Source organism: Planctomonas sp. JC2975, assembly GCF_012985205.1.
Classification (GTDB): domain Bacteria; phylum Actinomycetota; class Actinomycetes; order Actinomycetales; family Microbacteriaceae; genus Humibacter.
In genome coordinates, this window is record NZ_JABEKS010000001.1 from 2,247,683 (window position 1) to 2,263,047 (window position 15,365).

A 15,365-nucleotide genomic window follows, 5' to 3' on the forward strand; every position below is an offset into this window, starting at 1 on the left:
CCTACTCCCTGTGCTGGCGGAACCAGCCGACGAGAGCGTTGGCATGGCCGTGGCCCATGCCGAACTCCTCCTTGAGGTAGGCGACCTGGTCCATGTGCTTGCGATCGGCCACCGACTCGAGCTGCGTCATCCAGTAATCGATCGGCTTTCCGTACTTCTTCTCGATCGACGGGAAATACGATGCCGGACCGCTGACCTTCTCTTCCGCCATGCAGCTCATTGTGCCCGAGGCAGCCGACAGGTCATCCGTCGAAGAACAGGCAGGAACGGCCTTCTCTGCGAGGGAGCGCGGAATGTGGGGGTCGAGCGCGCGGACCGTCATGTCGATGGACGGTGTGCCGGAGGCCATCGCGACGGGCTGGGCGGGGATCGGCACGCCCTACCATGGGCAGGTGAGGATTCTCGTTCTGGGCTCCGGCGCGCGTGAGCACGCCATCATCCGCGCGCTGCTTTCCGAGGATGCCGATCACGACATCACCGCGGCCCCCGGTAACGCGGGCATCGCGGAAGACGTGCGCACCGTCGGCATCGATCCGACCGACGGCGTCATCGTCGCCTCCTATGCCGAGAAGAACAACATCGACCTGGTGGTCGTCGGTCCGGAGGCTCCGCTCGTCGCCGGCGTCGGTGACGCGGTGCGGCAGCGCGGAATCCCCGTGTTCGGCCCGGGCGCCGATGCAGCGAAGCTCGAGGGTTCGAAGGCGTTCGCCAAGCGGATCATGGAGTCCGCCGGCGTTCCGACCGGCCGTGCAGAGGTCACCGCCACCGTCGAAGAGGCGAGCAGCACGCTGGACCGCTTCGGCGCGCCGTACGTGGTGAAGGCCAACGGTCTCGCGGCGGGCAAGGGGGTGCTCGTCACGAGCGACCGCGACGCTGCGCTCGCCCACGCGACAGAGTGGCTCGAGCACGGAACGGTTCTCGTCGAGGAATTCCTCGACGGCCGCGAGGTGTCATTGTTCCTTCTCAGCGACGGCGAGCACGTTCTCCCGCTGTCGCCCGCCCAGGACTACAAGCGCCTCCTCGATGGCGATGAAGGCCCCAACACCGGCGGCATGGGTGCGTACTCGCCCGTTCCGTGGCTCGATGAGAACTTCGTCGACGAGGTCATCGAGACCATCGCCCTGCCGACCATCCGTACGATGGCTGCCGCCCAGACTCCGTTCGTCGGCCTCCTCTACTGCGGCCTCATCGTGACGGATGCCGGCCCTCGCGTCATCGAGTTCAACGCACGCTTCGGAGACCCGGAGACGCAGGTCGTGCTGCCACGACTCGTAACGCCGCTCTCCGGGCTCCTCTTCGCCGCCGCGACGGGCGGGCTCGGCGGCCTTCCGCGGCCGGAGTTCGCGCTCGACGTCGCCGTCACCGTCGTCCTCGCCAGCGAGGGATACCCGGCCGCACCGGTGACCGGACGTCCGCTGCTGGGGCTGGATGCGGCATCCGCGGTGCCCGAGGTTCAGGTGCTGCACGCGGCCACCGACGTGAAGGCACTGTCGACGGATGCGACCTCCAGCTGGTCGACGGAGACCCTCGTCGCCACCGGCGGGCGGGTGCTCAGCGTGGTGGCCCTGGGATCCACCTTCGACGAGGCCCGCGAGCGCGCCTACGCCGCGATCGGATCCATCACCCTCGAGGGCGGCCAGTACCGCTCGGACATCGCCGCCTCCGTCGCCCCCGCGGCGCACTGACCACGGCGCACTGAGCCGGTGGCCTTCGGGCTCGGGCGCGCATCCACGACGATGCGCGACTCCGGCGCGAACGTGCCTCAGGCTCCTTCCGGCGGATCGGCGAGGAGCGCGACACGCTCCCCGAGATACGCGTCGAACGGTGTGAGTGCGGCCGGATCCGACGTGTTCCACCGCACGGAGGCGATACCGTCGTTCACGGTCAGCGGTCCGGATGCCCCGATCAGGCTCGCGTCGAGCGCGACCGGCCGAGCGTCGAAGTTCACGCTCTCGCCGTGCCGGAAGTGGCCGCGGTAGGCGGCCACCCGCAGCTGGCGGCGGCGCTCAGCAGACTCCGCGATGAAGGTGGGACGTCCGGGCTCGGCCGGGCGCGTGAGCGATCCGGTCGCGTAAAGGCGGGGCTCCGGCACTGTGGCGAGCGACCCGGCGCCGTGCCCGGGTTCGTCATCCACCTGCTCGCCGGACGCCTCGCCCGCGGCGTCGCCTGGCACGCCGAGTAGGAGCACCCCGAGACGCCAGACTGTGCCGAGCGGGCGCAGCCGCTCGGCACGGGGCACGAGCATGACACGACCGGCTGGTACGTACTCGGCGAGCGCCTCGGTGCGTGCGCCGGCCCGGGTGAGGCGGGTGACGGCATCCGTCAGTGCAGCGCGGACGTGTGCGATTGCGGCATCGTCGGCCGGCGTAGGCGTTGATTCGTTCAGGATGGCGTCTCTGCTTCGTGCTCGGAGGAGAACGTACGCGCCGGTTCCGTCTCGCGATCGACGAGCCAGTCTTCGATGAAGTCGTCATCCACGCGACCGAACGCGACGAGCCCCGCACCGACGAGAAGCGCCGCCCCCCAGGCCACCCACGCGGCGTTCGTCACCTCGACGATCGCGTGGGCACCGAATGCGATGCCGATGAAGACGGCCGCGCCGGCGAGATTGACCAGCCCCCTGGCTGCAGACCCGAAGCGGGGGATCGGGATTCCCGTCGCCCGCCGGCAGGCCAGCGACAACACGACGTTGAAGACGGACAGGATCAGCAGGCCGAAGGCGATGACGGCGGATTGCCCGAGAGCCACGAGAAGAGTGCTGGCGGCAATGGAGAGAGCCTGCCCGACGCGGTACCACCACGGCGACCGATAGGGACGCTCACGCGATTGCCCGCCTCGTTCCGCCGCCTGCACTCTTGAAGCAAAGCGGGGCACGGAGCATCCGTCAAGGCCGCGCAGCGCCGCGGCTCAGCCCAGCAGCCGCTTCACGTACGCGTTGCCGAAGACGCCCTTCGGGTCGTACTTCGCTACGAGGCCGCGGAAGTCGTCGAATCGCGGATAGAGCGACGGCACGACGTGCTCCGTGTCGAGGAAGAGCTTGCCCCAGTGCGGACGCGCACCGAGCGGGAGCAGCGCAGCCTCGACCGCCGGCAGGACCGCCTCGACCGCCTGCTGCTCGCGCTTCCAGGTGAAGTGGATGCCGAGCGCATCGGTCCCGTACGCCGAGCTCAGCCAGAGATCGTCGGCGGCAACGGTACGCAGTTCGGTGACCTGCAACAGAGGAGCGATCTGCTCCGCGAGGGGCAGTAACGCGCGGATCGCATCGACCGCACGCTCGCGTGGCACGAGGTATTCGCTCTGGATCTCCTCGCCGTTCGAGGGCGTGAACGCCAGCTTGAAGTGCGGCAACCGGTCGTACCAGGGTCCAGGAACACCGAACTGGTCGGTGCAGGCCGTTGCGTCTACGTTGGGGAGCGGATGCCGCTTCTCACGTGACTGGGCGGATCCGTAGAACGTCTCGGGAGCCGCGGCGAATCCGTCGCCGACGCGCTGCTTGAACCAGACCTGCTGCACGCCGCCGACCCATCCGGTGAACATGCTGACGCTGTACGCCGCCGACGTGATCCCGTCGAAGTTCTCCAGCACCGTGTCCCAGTCGAGACCGTCGTAGACGGTCTGCGCCACCTCGAAGGTCGGCACGATGTCGAGCGTGACGGCCGTGAGAATGCCGAGAGCCCCGATCCCGACGACGGCACCCGCGAAGTCCTCGTCGCCTCGGCTCAGTGTGCGGAACTCGCCGGATCCGTCGACGAACTCGATGCCGTTCACCACAGCGGCGAGGTTCACGTTGCGGTCACCGGACCCGTGAGTCGCTGTGGCGATGGCTCCGGCGACGGAGATGTGCGGGAGCGAGGCGAGGTTCGGGAGCGCCCAGCCGGCGGCATCCAGCTGCAATGCCACATCGCCGTACCTGGCACCGGCGGACACGGTCACCGTTCGTGCGTCCTCGTCGAGGTCGAAGCGTTCCGGGAGCGACGCCGTCACCAGCTGCGTGCCCGTGGTGTCGGCGATGTCGTTGAAGCAGTGGCGCGTGCCGAGCGCACGCACCGTCGATCCTGTCGCGACAGCGGCCCGAACGGCCGCCTGCACCTCCCCGACGGACGACGGATGCGCCACCGCGCTCGCCGTGTAGGTGTAGTTGCCTGCCCAGTTGGTGCCCGCCGATTCGGCCACGTCGCCTCTCCTGCCTCGCGGGTGCCCGCGGATGTCTGCGTCAGTGCAGGCGGACGGATGCCGCCGCACGGGTTTGTAGTGAGTTAGAACAATTGTGCACGATCAGTGCCTCACGCGCCAGAGCGATGGATCTCCCGCCGTCGAACGCCGACCCAACCTGCGGGCCCTCTCACTCTCTTGATCACTCTGTCAGGCAATCGCCACATGAGAGCGACTCACGATGGAGTCGGTGGATCGGGACCCGCTGCGAAGGGACGTGCATGAGCGAGAACGAGTCGCGGAGCCCTGCGCGGCGCAGGTCTTCGTCCACGCAGCGACCCCTCGAGGGGATCGCGCGCCACGGACGACTGCATTCGCACCCGTGGACCACCTTCGGCAAGGTGGTGGCATCCGTCGTCGCCGTCACCGTCGTCAGCGTGCTCGGGATCACCGGGGTCGCCGCCGTGAATCTCGTGAGCACGACCAAGCACTCGGTGCACCTGGCAGGCGAGGCGGCCAACGGAGGTGCCATTCCGGACATCGCAGCGCTCAAGGGCGGGGTGAACGTGCTGATGGTGGCGTCGGACACGCGCACCGGACAGGGCAACGCGTGGGGCACGTTGGCGGACAGCGCCGGCATCGGCAACAACGACGACAACGTGCTGATCCATCTCTCCTCTGATCACACCAGGCTGACGGTGGTGCAGTTCCCGCGTGACCTGGAAGTGCCGATCCCGTCGTGCACCACCTCGTCCGGCGGCACGGTCGACGCCCAGGACCAGGCCATGCTGAACACCACGCTGTCCGAGGGCGGCCTGTCGTGCGTGGTGAGCACGATCCACGCGCTCACCGGGGTGAACATCCCGTTCGCGGGACTCGTCACGTTCGACGGCGTCGTCGCGCTGTCCAACGCGGTGGGTGGCGTGCAGGTCTGCATCGGCGGTGCCGGAATCCATGACCCGAACACGAGCCTGAACCTCGATCCGGGCGAGGTGACCCTTCAGGGCCAGAACGCAGCCGAGTTCCTGCGTACGCGGGACGGCCTCGTCGGCGGATCCGACCTTTCCCGGCTGAGCAACCAGCAGGTGTTCTTCGGCGCCTTGGCCCGCACGGTGATGAGTGCCGGCACGCTCACGAACCCCGTCAAGCTGTGGGGGCTCGCCAAGGCCGCGACCAGCAACATCACGCTCTCGGACAGCCTCGACAACATCACGACGCTCTACCAGATCGCGTCGGCGATGAAGGGCCTGCAGTGGAGCAACATCACCTTCATGCAGTATCCGGTGTTGGCGGATCCCGAGGACTCGAACCGGGTGATTCCCGACGCGGAATCCGCTCAGGCGTTGGACCAGGCCTTGGTGAACGATCAGCCGGTGCAGCTGACGGCCGGCGCAGGCGAAGGATCCGTCACGACGTCGACCACCCCGATCACGCAGCCGAGCGCGGCATCGACTCCTGCCCCTTCCGCCTCGTCGAAGTCGCCGGCGAAGTCCACGCCCGCGAGCTCGCCGTCGTCGACGTCGAGCCCCGCATCGACCGCCGTGACGCTCGGCAGCAACGTCTACGGCCAGACGGCGGCGACGCAGACGTGCTCGAACGGAGCCGGATAGCGCGCGGTCAGCGCGAGTCCTTCTTCGCCTGACGACGGGCGCCCATCGCGCGCGTGCCGGCGTCCCGCTTGACACCACCCGTCGTCTTCTGGTGCGAGCGGGCAACGCCGGGTCCGACGCCGGCCGCGGGCCCTGCGGCGAGATCCGGGCCGGATCCGCGGCTACGCACCGCATCGAGTCGCTCCGTGCGCAGCTCGACGGCGGCCTGCCTGGCGACCACCGCGATCTGCTTGCTGACCCGGGCGAGGGCATCCTCGAACACCTCGGCCTTGTCGCGATCGCGCTGGTTCTGGGCGTACGCCTTACCTCGGGCGGCGACGTCGTCGACGCGCGCCGCCGCATTGCGCCGGTAGATGCCCGTGTACTTGTTGCGAGCACGGCGGATGCGGCTGTGCAGCTCGAGCAGCTCGTCCTCGTCGAGTGCCGCCAGCGAATCCTTCTCCGTCTCTGCGACGAGGGTGAACTCGCTCTCGCTGAGCGTTCCGATCATGGCGCGACGCATGTCGGCCCCTTTCCCCCTGCCGGTTCCCCACGAGCCGACGTCTCATCCTGACACGATCGCCGGGCGCGGGACCATGGAGTTCTGGTCGCTGGGGCGATCCGCCGACGACAGCCGATGGCGGTGTGCTCGGTAGCATGAGCGGGTGACCGCGCAGACTCTCCCCGGCTGGAACCACGTGTACTCGGGCAAGGTGCGCGATCTCTATGTTCCGCAGGGGACGGCATCCGTCTCCTCTGCCGAAGCTCTGCTGGTGGTCGCCAGCGACCGGGTGAGCGCCTTCGACTTCGTGCTCGAGCCGGGCATTCCGAGCAAGGGCGAGCTGCTGACCACGTTGTCACTGTGGTGGTTCGACCGGCTCGACGACGTGCCCAACCATCTGATCGCCGACCATACGGCCGACGGCGCCGAGCGCATCCCGGCTGAGGTCGCTGGGCGAGCGATGCTCGTCAAGCCGCTGGACATGTACCCGATCGAGTGCGTCGTTCGCGGCTATCTCACCGGCACGGGCTGGCTCGAGTACCAGAAGTCGCAGAGCGTGTGCGGTATCCCGCTTCCGGCCGGACTGCAGAACGGCGACCGTCTGCCCGAGCCCATCTTCACTCCTGCATTCAAGGCGCAGCAAGGCGAGCACGACGAGAACATCAGCTTCGAGCGCACGACCGAACTCGTCGGAGCGGATGCCGCCGCGCAGCTTCGCGACGCCTCTCTCGACATCTATCGCCGCGCATCCGCCATCGCAGAGGCACGCGGGCTGATCCTGGCGGACACGAAGTTCGAGTTCGGCGCCGACAAGACAACCGGCGAGCTCACACTCGCCGACGAGGTGCTCACCAGCGACTCCAGCCGTTACTGGGATGCCGCCACCTGGCGCACCGGGTCGACCCCTGCCGAGCGCATGGCCAGCTTCGACAAGCAGATCGTGCGCGACTGGCTGTCGGCCAACTGGGACAAGCAGGGCGTTCCTCCCGAGCTGCCGCAGGATGTCGTGCAGCGCACCGCGGCCCGTTACCGCGAACTGCTCGAGCGCCTGTCGGGCGACTGACGTCGCGGCCACGCAACTGTGCGACGCGTGGCGTCCGCGCGGACCCGGGCTGGTCAGAGGCTCGGGTATCCGCTGATCGGAACCGGGAGCCCATCACGCCAGGTGCGCGAAGAGCTCCAGTAGCACCACGAGGATCCCGAGCCCGACGACGACGCCGAGCACGAGCAGGGACTTCCACCACGCGAGGTGCGCGCTCCCGACCGCGCGCCACACGATCACTCCCAGCGTGATCAGGAGCACGATGATCGACGCCCGGAGCGCCGCACCGGCGGTGATGACGTGCGCGATGGCGAGCACGAAGAGGATCGCAGGCACCAGGATCGCGAGGAGCGCACGCAGACTGACCGCGAGCATACGCGTGAAGTCGCGGCGGCCCGGCAAGGCGTGGTGCACAAGCATGTAGGACACGACGTCCGACGTGAACCCGGCGAGGAGCACGCCGACGACCGTGACGACCAGCGTGAGCAGCGCACCGGCCGGATCGACCGCCACGCCGTGTCCGCTCATCGCCATCAGCACGGCGATGGCCGTGAAGGTCACGTAGATGCGTTCGCGGAGCCGGTCGCCCGACTCCCGCAGCTTCTCCTCGGATGCGCCGGCCGCGGCATCCTGCGTCGCTTCGCTCATGTTTCAGTCGTACCCGCTGCGCGCTCCGGACGCGAGGGATGCGAGCGGGGAATCAACCCGCTGCCGATTTAGTTGTAGGTGCAATGAATACGACGCCGGACACCGACCACCTCGCCGCGGACACCGCGATGGGCGCCGTGACACTGCTCGTCGGCGACCTCGACGCGATGACGGCGTACTACAGGGATGCCGTGACGCTGCGGGTTCTCTCCGCGGAAGGCGAGCGCGTGGTACTCGGCAGGGGCACGACGCCCGTCGTGGTGCTGCAGCACAGCCCAGACCTGCGCCATGCGGCGCCGCGGTCGGCTGGGCTGTTCCACACGGCGATCCTGTTCGACTCGCGCGCCGCCCTGGCCGCCGCCGTGTACTCGGTTGCCGTGCACGCGCCCGGCACGTTCACCGGCAGCTCGGACCACCTCGTGAGTCAGGCGTTCTACTTCACCGATCCCGAGGAAAACGGCGTCGAGCTGTACTGGGATCGCGACCGCACCCAGTGGAGCTGGACCCACGGACGCGTCGAGATGGACACGATCTTCCTCGACCCGAACGAGTTCCTCCGGGAGAACCTCACGGAGGAGGCCATCGAGGAACCGGTCATCGGCGACGCATCCGTCGGTCACGTGCACCTGTCCGTCGGCGACGTCGCCTCCGCTCGCGAGTTCTACGTGGACCGCCTCGGATTCGACACCACGGCCGAGCTCGGCGCCTCCGCGCTGTTCGTCAGCGCCGGTGGATACCACCACCACATGGCGATGAACACGTGGAACAGCCGCGGCGCAGGTCGGCGGATGCCCGCGCTCGGCCTCGGCCGCGTGGACATCGTGCTGCCCGCCTCGGACGACCTCGGCTCGGTGGCCGAGCGGATGGCGCACTTCCGGGTAGCGGTGCGCGACGACGGGCAGACGCTGAGCTTCGAGGATCCGTGGGCGAACGCGATCCGGCTGACCACCCGCTGAGTCCGTTCCGCGCTCCCCGTCGACCGGAAGAAGCAGCTATCGCGCCATATGGGCACCACAGCACACCTTGACGGGCGCTGCAGCGCGCACATGGCGCGATAGCGGCGGGGCGGGCTTCCTCAGCTCTCGACGGGCTCCGGCGCCTGGTTCACGACGGGTGTGCCCTGCGTCGCCGACCACTGGCCGGTGTCGCGCGGACGCACGAAGAACAGCACGACGACGGCACCGATCAGCGCGGCGGCTGCGGGCAGCAGCATCGTCTGGGCCATGGCATCCGTGAAGGGCTGCGCCACGACGGCGGGCAGCTTGCCTCCGCCGAACTGGGCGCCGTTCGCCGAGGCGTGCAGCCCGTTGGCGGTCAGCCGCGCCTGGAGCAGGGCGGCGATCGCCGCGCTGCCGAGCACGCTGCCGATCTGGCGGACCGTGTTGTAGATGCCGGCGCCCGCGCCGGCCTGACTCGTCGGCAGGTTGTGCGTGGCCGTGACCGACAGCGGTGCCCAGATGAACGCGTTGGCGACGCCGAGCACGACGCTGGGCAGCAGCAGGCGCGGCCAGAGGTCGACGTTCGGGTCGAGCCAGGCGGAGTACCAAAGCAGGCCGATGACCATCACGAAGAGCCCGAAGAAGGCCAGGTAGCGCGGGTGCATGCGGTCGACGAGACGCCCGACGACCGGTGAGAGCGGCAGCACGACGAGCGCCATCGGCACCATCAGCAGCGCCGACTGGGTCGGGGTGAATCCGAGCACGAGCTGCGCGAAGAAGATCAGCGGCAGCGACATGCTGGAGACGGTGAATCCGACAGTGCTGATCGCGAAGCTGGCGAGCGAGAAGTTGCGGTCGCGGAAGAGCTTCAGCGGCATGAGCGGCTCCCCCTTGTTGACGGCCTGCCACACCACGAACGCGGCGAGCACGACGATTCCGGCGATGATCATGCCCCACACGGTGATGGGTCCCGTGATGGTGCCCCAGTCGTACGTCTCGCCCTCCTGGATGCCGAACACCACGAGGAAGAGTCCGACTGCGCTGAGCACGACGCCGAGGATGTCGAACGAGTGCTGATGCGTCGGCAGCTTCGGCACCAGGATCATCGCCAGGATGAACGCGACCACACCGACCGGAACGTTGATGAAGAAGATCCACTCCCAGCCCAGGCCGTCGACGAGCACACCGCCGAGCAGCGGGCCGACGAGCATCGCGACGCCGGAGGTCGCGCCCCACAGCGCCATGGCGCCGCCTCGCTTGTTCGGCGGGAAGGTGCGGGTGATGACCGCCATGGTCTGCGGAGTCATCAGCGCTGCACCGAGTCCCTGCACCACGCGGGCGGTGATCAGCATCTCGATGGTGCCGCTGAGGCCGCACCAGAGCGATGCCCCCGTGAAGAGCACGAGCCCGATCAGGTACATGTTCTTGGGGCCGAATCGGTCGCCGAGACGGCCCGTGACCAGGAGCGGCACGGCGTAGGCCAGAAGGTACGCACTCGTGACCCAGATGACCGAGTTGATGTCGGTCTTCAGGCCGACCATGATCTTGGGGTTGGCGACCGACACGATGGTCGTGTCGACGAGGATCATGAAGAATCCGATGACCAGCGCCCAGAGCGCCGGCCATGGACTTCTCTGCTTGTCCATGATGTCCATTTCTGTGGTTGTGACTGAGTCTTCTGTGATGGCTGAGGGGTGCGGTCGAGAGGATTCGAGTGGATGCCCGGCTCATCCGGTGCTCCACCGCTCGAGTCGCCGCGGCGACACCGTGCGAATCCCTCTGCTCAACCGACGCGCAAAGGGGCGTCGGATCGACCACTCACCAGTCGATGGTTCCGTTTTCGAGTTCTCCGATGAGGTTCTCGACCCATGCGGTCTCCGCCTCGACGATCACACGCAGATACGAGGCCTCGAGCCAGTACTTGCGCTCGAGGTTCTTGCCTTCGACATGGTCCACGGAGCGTCCGACGAGTTCGAGCTGAGCACGAAGCTCGAGCACGCGTTTCTGCAGGAGCTTGATGACCGTCTCACGCGGGAGGTTGTGCGCCTCGGCGATGGCGAGCGGGAACTCCGGATACTCGTACTTCCACTCGGAGAGCATCTCGGTGATGCGCTCCAGCATGCGGTCCTGACCGGCGTCCGTGATCTCGTACGTCGTGCGCTCAGGACGATTGCCCTCGCGCTCAGTGCCCGTCGCCCGCACGAATCCGTCCTTCTCGAGCCGCTCGACCGTGTGGTAGAGCGATCCAGGGCGAACCTTGACGATGCGATCCTCCGAGCGCGCGATGAAGGTCTGGAACATCTCGTAGGGATGCTTCGGGCCCTCGATGAGAAGACCGAGCACGGCGAGCCCCAGGGGGGTGAGTGTCGCCATCCGGATCCTCCGACTGAATTATTCGGTGTGAATTATTCCAGATGGAATATACAAGCCGGAATAAACGGATGTCAACCCGGCGCCATCAGCTCATCGAGCGAACCGCGGATACGGCGCGATCCCCACGCGCGGAGTACCACCGGCCGCCGCCGCGGCCAGTGCCTCGGACGCCTCCTCGAGCCCGAACACCTGCCCGACCAGGGCTGCCAACGGCACGCTCTGCCAGCACTCGACCGCGAAGTCGACCGCCCGCTCCAGCTGGCCGGACGTGTAGTGGTCCACGCCACGGAGGGTGAGCATCCGTGAGGTCAGCGCGGCCGGTTCCAGCACGAGCTCGCCGTCCGGGACACTCGATCCGGCGAGCACGACCACGCCGCCGGCATCCACGGACTCCACCAGTTCCCGCACGGCTGTGCCGGCACCGGACGCCTCGATCGCGATGCGCACGGTATCCCCGCGGCGGCCCATCCTGTGCAGGGCCGACTTCAGCGAACCGGACCTCGAGACAGCGGCGGGGTCGGTGACGGCATCCGCTCCGAAGGCGAGAGCGAGCTCGCGACGGTCGGCACGCGGCTCGCTCACCACCACGCGAGCACCGGCGCGCGCGGCGAGCGCGGTGACGACGAGGCCGAGCATGCCTGCGCCGGAGACGATGACGACCTCGTCGCACAGGGCGACGACATCGCTCGCGGCATCGAGAGCGGCAACGGCCGTGGCGCCCGCGCAGGAGAGCGGCGCGAGCACCTCGGCAGGCACGGAAGCCGGAACGGGCACGATGGCCGTTCCCGCGCGCACGTGCACGTGGGTCGCGAATCCGCCGCTGAGCTCCCAGCCGCGGCGCATGCGCTCGTGGCCGTAGCGCTGTGCGGTGAGACAGAGCTGGGGCAGCCCGCGGCGGCAACGGATGCACCGCCCGCACGACACGGTCTGCGACCACACCACCCGGTCCCCGATGCCGAGCTTGGCGCCCGAGCTCGTCTTCGCCCCTCGCGCGACGTCCACCACCGTTCCGACCTGTTCGTGTCCCAGCACGAGCGGCGTGCTGGCCGTGCGGTCTCCGCGGACCGTGCGCAGATCGGATCCGCAGACGGTCGCGAGCTCCACCGCCACCAGCGCGTCCCCTGGCGCGAGCCGCACTCCGGGCACGGCAACGGCGAGGTGTCCGTGCCCGATCCCCTGCCAGACCATCGCGGTGGCGGCGGGGAAGGAGGCCTGGCCGGTCGGGGCAGGAGCTTCGAGGAGGCGCGACATCCGCTGCGGATCCCTCAGCCGTTGAGGTCGTCGTCGCCGGGGCGACCGGCGTCGGGACGGGAGTCGTCCGCAGGTTCGTCGACAGGTCCATCGTCGGACTCGGCGACCCCGAGCAGCGCCGGGAGGTCCGCGATGCTGTCGATGACGGCATCCGCTCCCGCCTGGGTCAGCGCGTGCTCGTCGTGCGACCCGGTGAGAACGCCCACCGTGACGCCGGCACCCGCAGCCAGACCGCTCTCGATGTCGGACACCGTGTCGCCGACGACGATCATCGTCTCGACCGAGGAGGCCTGTGTGCGCAGCAGCGCCGTGAGCGCCATGTCGGGGTACGGCCTGCCGCGACCGACGTCCTCCGAGCACAGCACCACGTCGACCAGCTGCTCCCAGCCGAGCGCGTCCAGAATGCCCTGCATCGTGCTCCTGCTGAGCCCGGTGGTCAGCGCGACCCGCACACCGCACTCACGGAGACGGCGGATGGCGGCCTCCGCCCCTGGCACGGCGTCGATCCCCTCGCGGTCCGCGAGGTCCGCGAACGCGTCCTCGAACTCGCTCGTCGCGCGGCCCGCCTGGTCGGCGTTCTCGGCCAGGTCGCGGAAGACGTCCGCTTTGGCGCGGCCGATATTGTCGCGCACGAAGCACAGGGCACGGATGCGCTCCTCCGCGGTCGTCGCGATGCCCGAGCGGATGAGCGCCCGCTCGTAGGCTCGCTCGACGAGTCCGTCGTCGACCACCGTTGTGCCAGCAAGCGCCAGCACAACGAGCTCGACCTCGATCTCGTCCACCTCGTCGAGGTCGTCGATCTCCTCGTTGGGCACATCGTCGAGGTCGCGGAACAGGAACTCCTCCGCGGTGCGACGACTCGTGGTCACGGCGTCGTGTGTGCTCATCCCCTGCCCTTCGCGCCCGTTCGAGGCATGGCGCAGTACACCCGCGCCCGCACGCCGACGTTATGCATCCAGGCCGAACGAGCCCCTATCGCATGGTTGACGGAGGGTTAACGGATGCGGATGCTTGCGCAGCAGGACGCCCAGCCGCGCGCCGGTAGAATCGAGGCATCCACTTCGACCCCAGGGAGTCCTCCGTGCCCACCATCGTTGTAGACGTCATGCCGAAGGCGGAACTCCTCGACCCGCAGGGCAAGGCCATCGCCGGCGCCCTTGCTCGCACCGGACGCGGCACGTTCGACGTGCGGCAGGGCAAGCGGTTCGAGCTGAGGACCGATGCCGCGGTCACCGACGAGCTGCTGGCGACAGTCCGCGAGATCGCCGAGGACGTGCTCTCGAACGGCGTGATCGAAGACGTCGTCGGCGTGCACGTGGTTGACGACGCGGCTGCCGAGAGCGCGGTGGCGTGATGCGCATCGGCGTCGTCACCTTCCCAGGATCCCTCGACGACCGCGACGCCCAGCGCGCCATCCGCACCGCTGGTGCAGAGGCGGTCGCCCTCTGGCACGGCGACCACGACCTGAACGGCGTGGACGCCCTCGTGCTGCCCGGCGGGTTCAGCTACGGCGACTACCTGCGCTGCGGTGCCATCGCCAGCCTGTCCCCGATCATGAGCGAGGTCATCGACGCCGCGAACAAGGGGATGCCCGTGCTGGGCATCTGCAACGGCTTCCAGATGCTCACGGAGGCGCGTCTGCTGCCGGGCGGTCTGATCCGCAACGACCACGGCACGTTCATCCGACGCGATCAAAGCCTGCGCGTCGAGAACACCTCGACCGCATGGACCAACGGATTCGCCGATGACCAGGAGATCGTCATCCCGCTGAAGAACGGCGAGGGCGAGTACGTGGCATCCGCCGAGACGATCGAGCGTCTCGAAGGCGAAGGCCTCGTCGCGTTCCGCTACCTGGGGGTCAACCCGAACGGGTCGATCAACGACATCGCCGGTGTCACGAACGAACGCGGAAACGTGGTCGGCCTCATGCCGCACCCCGAGCACGCGACCGAGCCGGGATTCGGTCCCGACACGGATGCCGCCATGCGGTCCGGCGTGGACGGCCTCACGTTCTTCGCCTCGGCGATCGCGGCGCTGCAGGCCGCGTAGGTACCGCCGCGCGACCTCCCGACGAGTGCACAGGCACCCGGTCGTAACATAGCGACAGAGTGTCCCGTACTCGTCCTGGGAGGAACTCATGGCAGTCGCGCTGCTCGATCGATTCGAGCCGCTGTTCAGGCGGCTCGACCGTGTCGCCGGCGGTCGGCAGTGGCAGGTGCGCGTCGCGGACGAGCTGCTGAGGCATCCGCGCACGAAGCGGACGTTCGTCGCCATCGCATGGCTTCTCGTCGTCGAGTTCCTGATCGGGATCGCTGCGGTTGTGGTGGCGCTCGTGCTGGCGGCGGACGGCGTCCCTGTGCAGTGGTCGGTGTGGATGCGCACGGTCGTCGTGCTGGGCATGACGGCGACCCTGTTCTACTTCGCGTGGCGGGCATCACTCGGGTACTACTGGGGATATTCGCGGCTACGGCTCTTCAGCAAGATCTTCCCTGTGATCACGCTCGTGTTGGCGGCGATTCCCGGACTGTATCCACTCTGGATGGTGACCGAGCAGATCGTGTTCAGCCTCATCCTGATCGGCGTCGCCGACTACCTCGACTCCGACCACATGCGCTCGGTGTTCCCGCGGCCGGCGCGCGCCGGCGCCTGACTGATCGCGGCGCGGCGGCCTTCATGTCATCCACAGGCCTGGGCGTTGCGCGAGTTCTCTCGCCATCGTCTGCGCAGCCAGCCTCAGTCCGGTCGAAGTCGGGTTGCCGGCCGGCCCTGGCCGCCGCGCCCCTGGACTCCGCCGCGAGGAACTCGCCGCACTGGCCGGGGTGAGGGTCGACTACACCGTGCCGACGGGACCTCCGTGGCGGACGCGGAGG

Annotated in this window: 17 protein-coding genes and 1 pseudogene; 8 read left to right on the top strand and 10 right to left on the bottom strand. The window is 68.4% G+C overall.

The annotated features are described in order from the left end of the window. Nucleotide 1: 1 nt before the first annotated feature. Nucleotides 2-211, bottom strand: a complete 210-nt coding sequence (locus HII28_RS10120) for a DUF4287 domain-containing protein (RefSeq protein ID WP_170025286.1) — start codon at nucleotides 209-211, stop codon at nucleotides 2-4. A 181-nt stretch (nucleotides 212-392) separates the two neighbouring features. Here HII28_RS10120 and purD point away from each other — a divergent pair, with 181 nt between their 5' ends. Next, on the top strand, nucleotides 393-1,685 hold the full coding sequence (purD, locus tag HII28_RS10125; RefSeq protein ID WP_170026066.1) for a phosphoribosylamine--glycine ligase: 1,293 nt from the start codon (nucleotides 393-395) through the stop codon (nucleotides 1,683-1,685). A 77-nt stretch (nucleotides 1,686-1,762) separates the two neighbouring features. On the opposite strand, the gene HII28_RS10130 is transcribed toward purD, so the two are convergent. From HII28_RS10130 to HII28_RS10140, 3 genes are all read right to left on the bottom strand, one after another. Continuing rightward, nucleotides 1,763-2,245: a hypothetical protein gene (locus tag HII28_RS10130; RefSeq protein ID WP_240977315.1), complete on the bottom strand. Its 483-nt coding sequence runs from the start codon at nucleotides 2,243-2,245 to the stop codon at nucleotides 1,763-1,765. Nucleotides 2,246-2,382: 137 nt separating this feature from the next. Beyond that, nucleotides 2,383-2,874, bottom strand: coding sequence for a hypothetical protein (locus HII28_RS10135; protein WP_170025287.1), 492 nt, complete (start codon nucleotides 2,872-2,874; stop codon nucleotides 2,383-2,385). Nucleotides 2,875-2,907: 33 nt separating this feature from the next. Then, nucleotides 2,908-4,173 carry a D-arabinono-1,4-lactone oxidase gene (locus HII28_RS10140; RefSeq protein ID WP_170025288.1) on the bottom strand — a complete coding sequence of 422 codons (1,266 nt, stop codon included), beginning with the start codon at nucleotides 4,171-4,173 and terminating at the stop codon, nucleotides 2,908-2,910. Between the two features lie 260 nt (nucleotides 4,174-4,433). On the opposite strand from HII28_RS10140, the gene HII28_RS10145 reads away from it, so the two are divergent. After that, nucleotides 4,434-5,762, top strand: a complete 1,329-nt coding sequence (locus HII28_RS10145; RefSeq protein ID WP_170025289.1) for an LCP family protein — start codon at nucleotides 4,434-4,436, stop codon at nucleotides 5,760-5,762. A 7-nt stretch (nucleotides 5,763-5,769) separates the two neighbouring features. Here HII28_RS10145 and HII28_RS10150 read toward each other — a convergent pair whose 3' ends face one another. Beyond that, nucleotides 5,770-6,264 (bottom strand): hypothetical protein, encoded by a 495-nt coding sequence (locus tag HII28_RS10150; protein ID WP_240977316.1) that lies wholly within the window; start codon nucleotides 6,262-6,264, stop codon nucleotides 5,770-5,772. Nucleotides 6,265-6,406: 142 nt separating this feature from the next. Here HII28_RS10150 and HII28_RS10155 point away from each other — a divergent pair, with 142 nt between their 5' ends. Beyond that, nucleotides 6,407-7,306: a phosphoribosylaminoimidazolesuccinocarboxamide synthase gene (locus tag HII28_RS10155; protein ID WP_170025290.1), complete on the top strand. Its 900-nt coding sequence runs from the start codon at nucleotides 6,407-6,409 to the stop codon at nucleotides 7,304-7,306. A 93-nt stretch (nucleotides 7,307-7,399) separates the two neighbouring features. On the opposite strand, the gene HII28_RS10160 is transcribed toward HII28_RS10155, so the two are convergent. Then, entirely contained in the window at nucleotides 7,400-7,933 is a 534-nt protein-coding gene (locus tag HII28_RS10160; RefSeq protein ID WP_170025291.1) for a hypothetical protein, read from the bottom strand. Nucleotides 7,934-8,016: 83 nt separating this feature from the next. Between HII28_RS10160 and HII28_RS10165 the strand changes: the two genes are divergently transcribed. Further along, a complete protein-coding gene (locus tag HII28_RS10165; RefSeq protein WP_205864620.1) occupies nucleotides 8,017-8,889 on the top strand; it encodes a VOC family protein in 873 nt (290 codons plus the stop codon). Nucleotides 8,890-9,008: 119 nt separating this feature from the next. On the opposite strand, the gene HII28_RS10170 is transcribed toward HII28_RS10165, so the two are convergent. The 4 genes from HII28_RS10170 to HII28_RS10185 form a co-directional block, all read right to left on the bottom strand. Beyond that, the gene (locus HII28_RS10170) at nucleotides 9,009-10,517 is read right to left on the bottom strand and encodes a DHA2 family efflux MFS transporter permease subunit (protein ID WP_170025292.1); all 1,509 of its coding nucleotides are present in this window, start codon (nucleotides 10,515-10,517) and stop codon (nucleotides 9,009-9,011) included. A 172-nt stretch (nucleotides 10,518-10,689) separates the two neighbouring features. Further along, nucleotides 10,690-11,244, bottom strand: coding sequence for a PadR family transcriptional regulator (locus tag HII28_RS10175; RefSeq protein ID WP_170025293.1), 555 nt, complete (start codon nucleotides 11,242-11,244; stop codon nucleotides 10,690-10,692). Nucleotides 11,245-11,334: 90 nt separating this feature from the next. Beyond that, on the bottom strand, nucleotides 11,335-12,495 hold the full coding sequence (locus tag HII28_RS10180) for an alcohol dehydrogenase catalytic domain-containing protein (RefSeq protein WP_170025294.1): 1,161 nt from the start codon (nucleotides 12,493-12,495) through the stop codon (nucleotides 11,335-11,337). Between the two features lie 14 nt (nucleotides 12,496-12,509). After that, entirely contained in the window at nucleotides 12,510-13,382 is an 873-nt protein-coding gene (locus HII28_RS10185; RefSeq protein ID WP_170025295.1) for a phosphonatase-like hydrolase, read from the bottom strand. 194 nt (nucleotides 13,383-13,576) lie between these two features. Between HII28_RS10185 and HII28_RS10190 the strand changes: the two genes are divergently transcribed. The 4 genes and pseudogenes from HII28_RS10190 to HII28_RS20230 form a co-directional block, all read left to right on the top strand. Beyond that, nucleotides 13,577-13,849, top strand: coding sequence for a phosphoribosylformylglycinamidine synthase subunit PurS (locus tag HII28_RS10190; protein WP_170025296.1), 273 nt, complete (start codon nucleotides 13,577-13,579; stop codon nucleotides 13,847-13,849). Beyond that, complete coding sequence (purQ, locus tag HII28_RS10195; RefSeq protein ID WP_170025297.1) at nucleotides 13,849-14,544, top strand: phosphoribosylformylglycinamidine synthase subunit PurQ; 696 nt, start codon at nucleotides 13,849-13,851, stop codon at nucleotides 14,542-14,544. Before HII28_RS10190 ends, purQ begins: the two co-directional genes overlap by 1 nt. Nucleotides 14,545-14,632: 88 nt before the next feature. After that, a complete protein-coding gene (locus HII28_RS10200) occupies nucleotides 14,633-15,145 on the top strand; it encodes a hypothetical protein (protein ID WP_170025298.1) in 513 nt (170 codons plus the stop codon). 64 nt (nucleotides 15,146-15,209) lie between these two features. Then, nucleotides 15,210-15,335 (top strand): annotated as a pseudogene (locus HII28_RS20230) (XRE family transcriptional regulator); the annotation flags it as partial. Nucleotides 15,336-15,365 lie beyond the last annotated feature (30 nt).

Coding starts and splice junctions, on each gene's coding strand:
- HII28_RS10120 (WP_170025286.1), bottom strand. CDS start 211: ATGGCGGAAGAGAAGGTCAGCGGTCCGGCATCGTATTTCCCGTCGATC.
- HII28_RS10160 (WP_170025291.1), bottom strand. CDS start 7,933: ATGAGCGAAGCGACGCAGGATGCCGCGGCCGGCGCATCCGAGGAGAAG.
- HII28_RS10170 (WP_170025292.1), bottom strand. CDS start 10,517: ATGGACAAGCAGAGAAGTCCATGGCCGGCGCTCTGGGCGCTGGTCATC.
- HII28_RS10145 (WP_170025289.1), top strand. CDS start 4,434: ATGAGCGAGAACGAGTCGCGGAGCCCTGCGCGGCGCAGGTCTTCGTCC.
- HII28_RS10200 (WP_170025298.1), top strand. CDS start 14,633: ATGGCAGTCGCGCTGCTCGATCGATTCGAGCCGCTGTTCAGGCGGCTC.
- HII28_RS10185 (WP_170025295.1), bottom strand. CDS start 13,382: ATGAGCACACACGACGCCGTGACCACGAGTCGTCGCACCGCGGAGGAG.
- HII28_RS10175 (WP_170025293.1), bottom strand. CDS start 11,244: ATGGCGACACTCACCCCCCTGGGGCTCGCCGTGCTCGGTCTTCTCATC.
- purQ (WP_170025297.1), top strand. CDS start 13,849: ATGCGCATCGGCGTCGTCACCTTCCCAGGATCCCTCGACGACCGCGAC.
- HII28_RS10130 (WP_240977315.1), bottom strand. CDS start 2,245: ATGCTCGTGCCCCGTGCCGAGCGGCTGCGCCCGCTCGGCACAGTCTGG.
- HII28_RS10180 (WP_170025294.1), bottom strand. CDS start 12,495: ATGTCGCGCCTCCTCGAAGCTCCTGCCCCGACCGGCCAGGCCTCCTTC.
- HII28_RS10165 (WP_205864620.1), top strand. CDS start 8,017: ATGAATACGACGCCGGACACCGACCACCTCGCCGCGGACACCGCGATG.
- HII28_RS10150 (WP_240977316.1), bottom strand. CDS start 6,264: ATGCGTCGCGCCATGATCGGAACGCTCAGCGAGAGCGAGTTCACCCTC.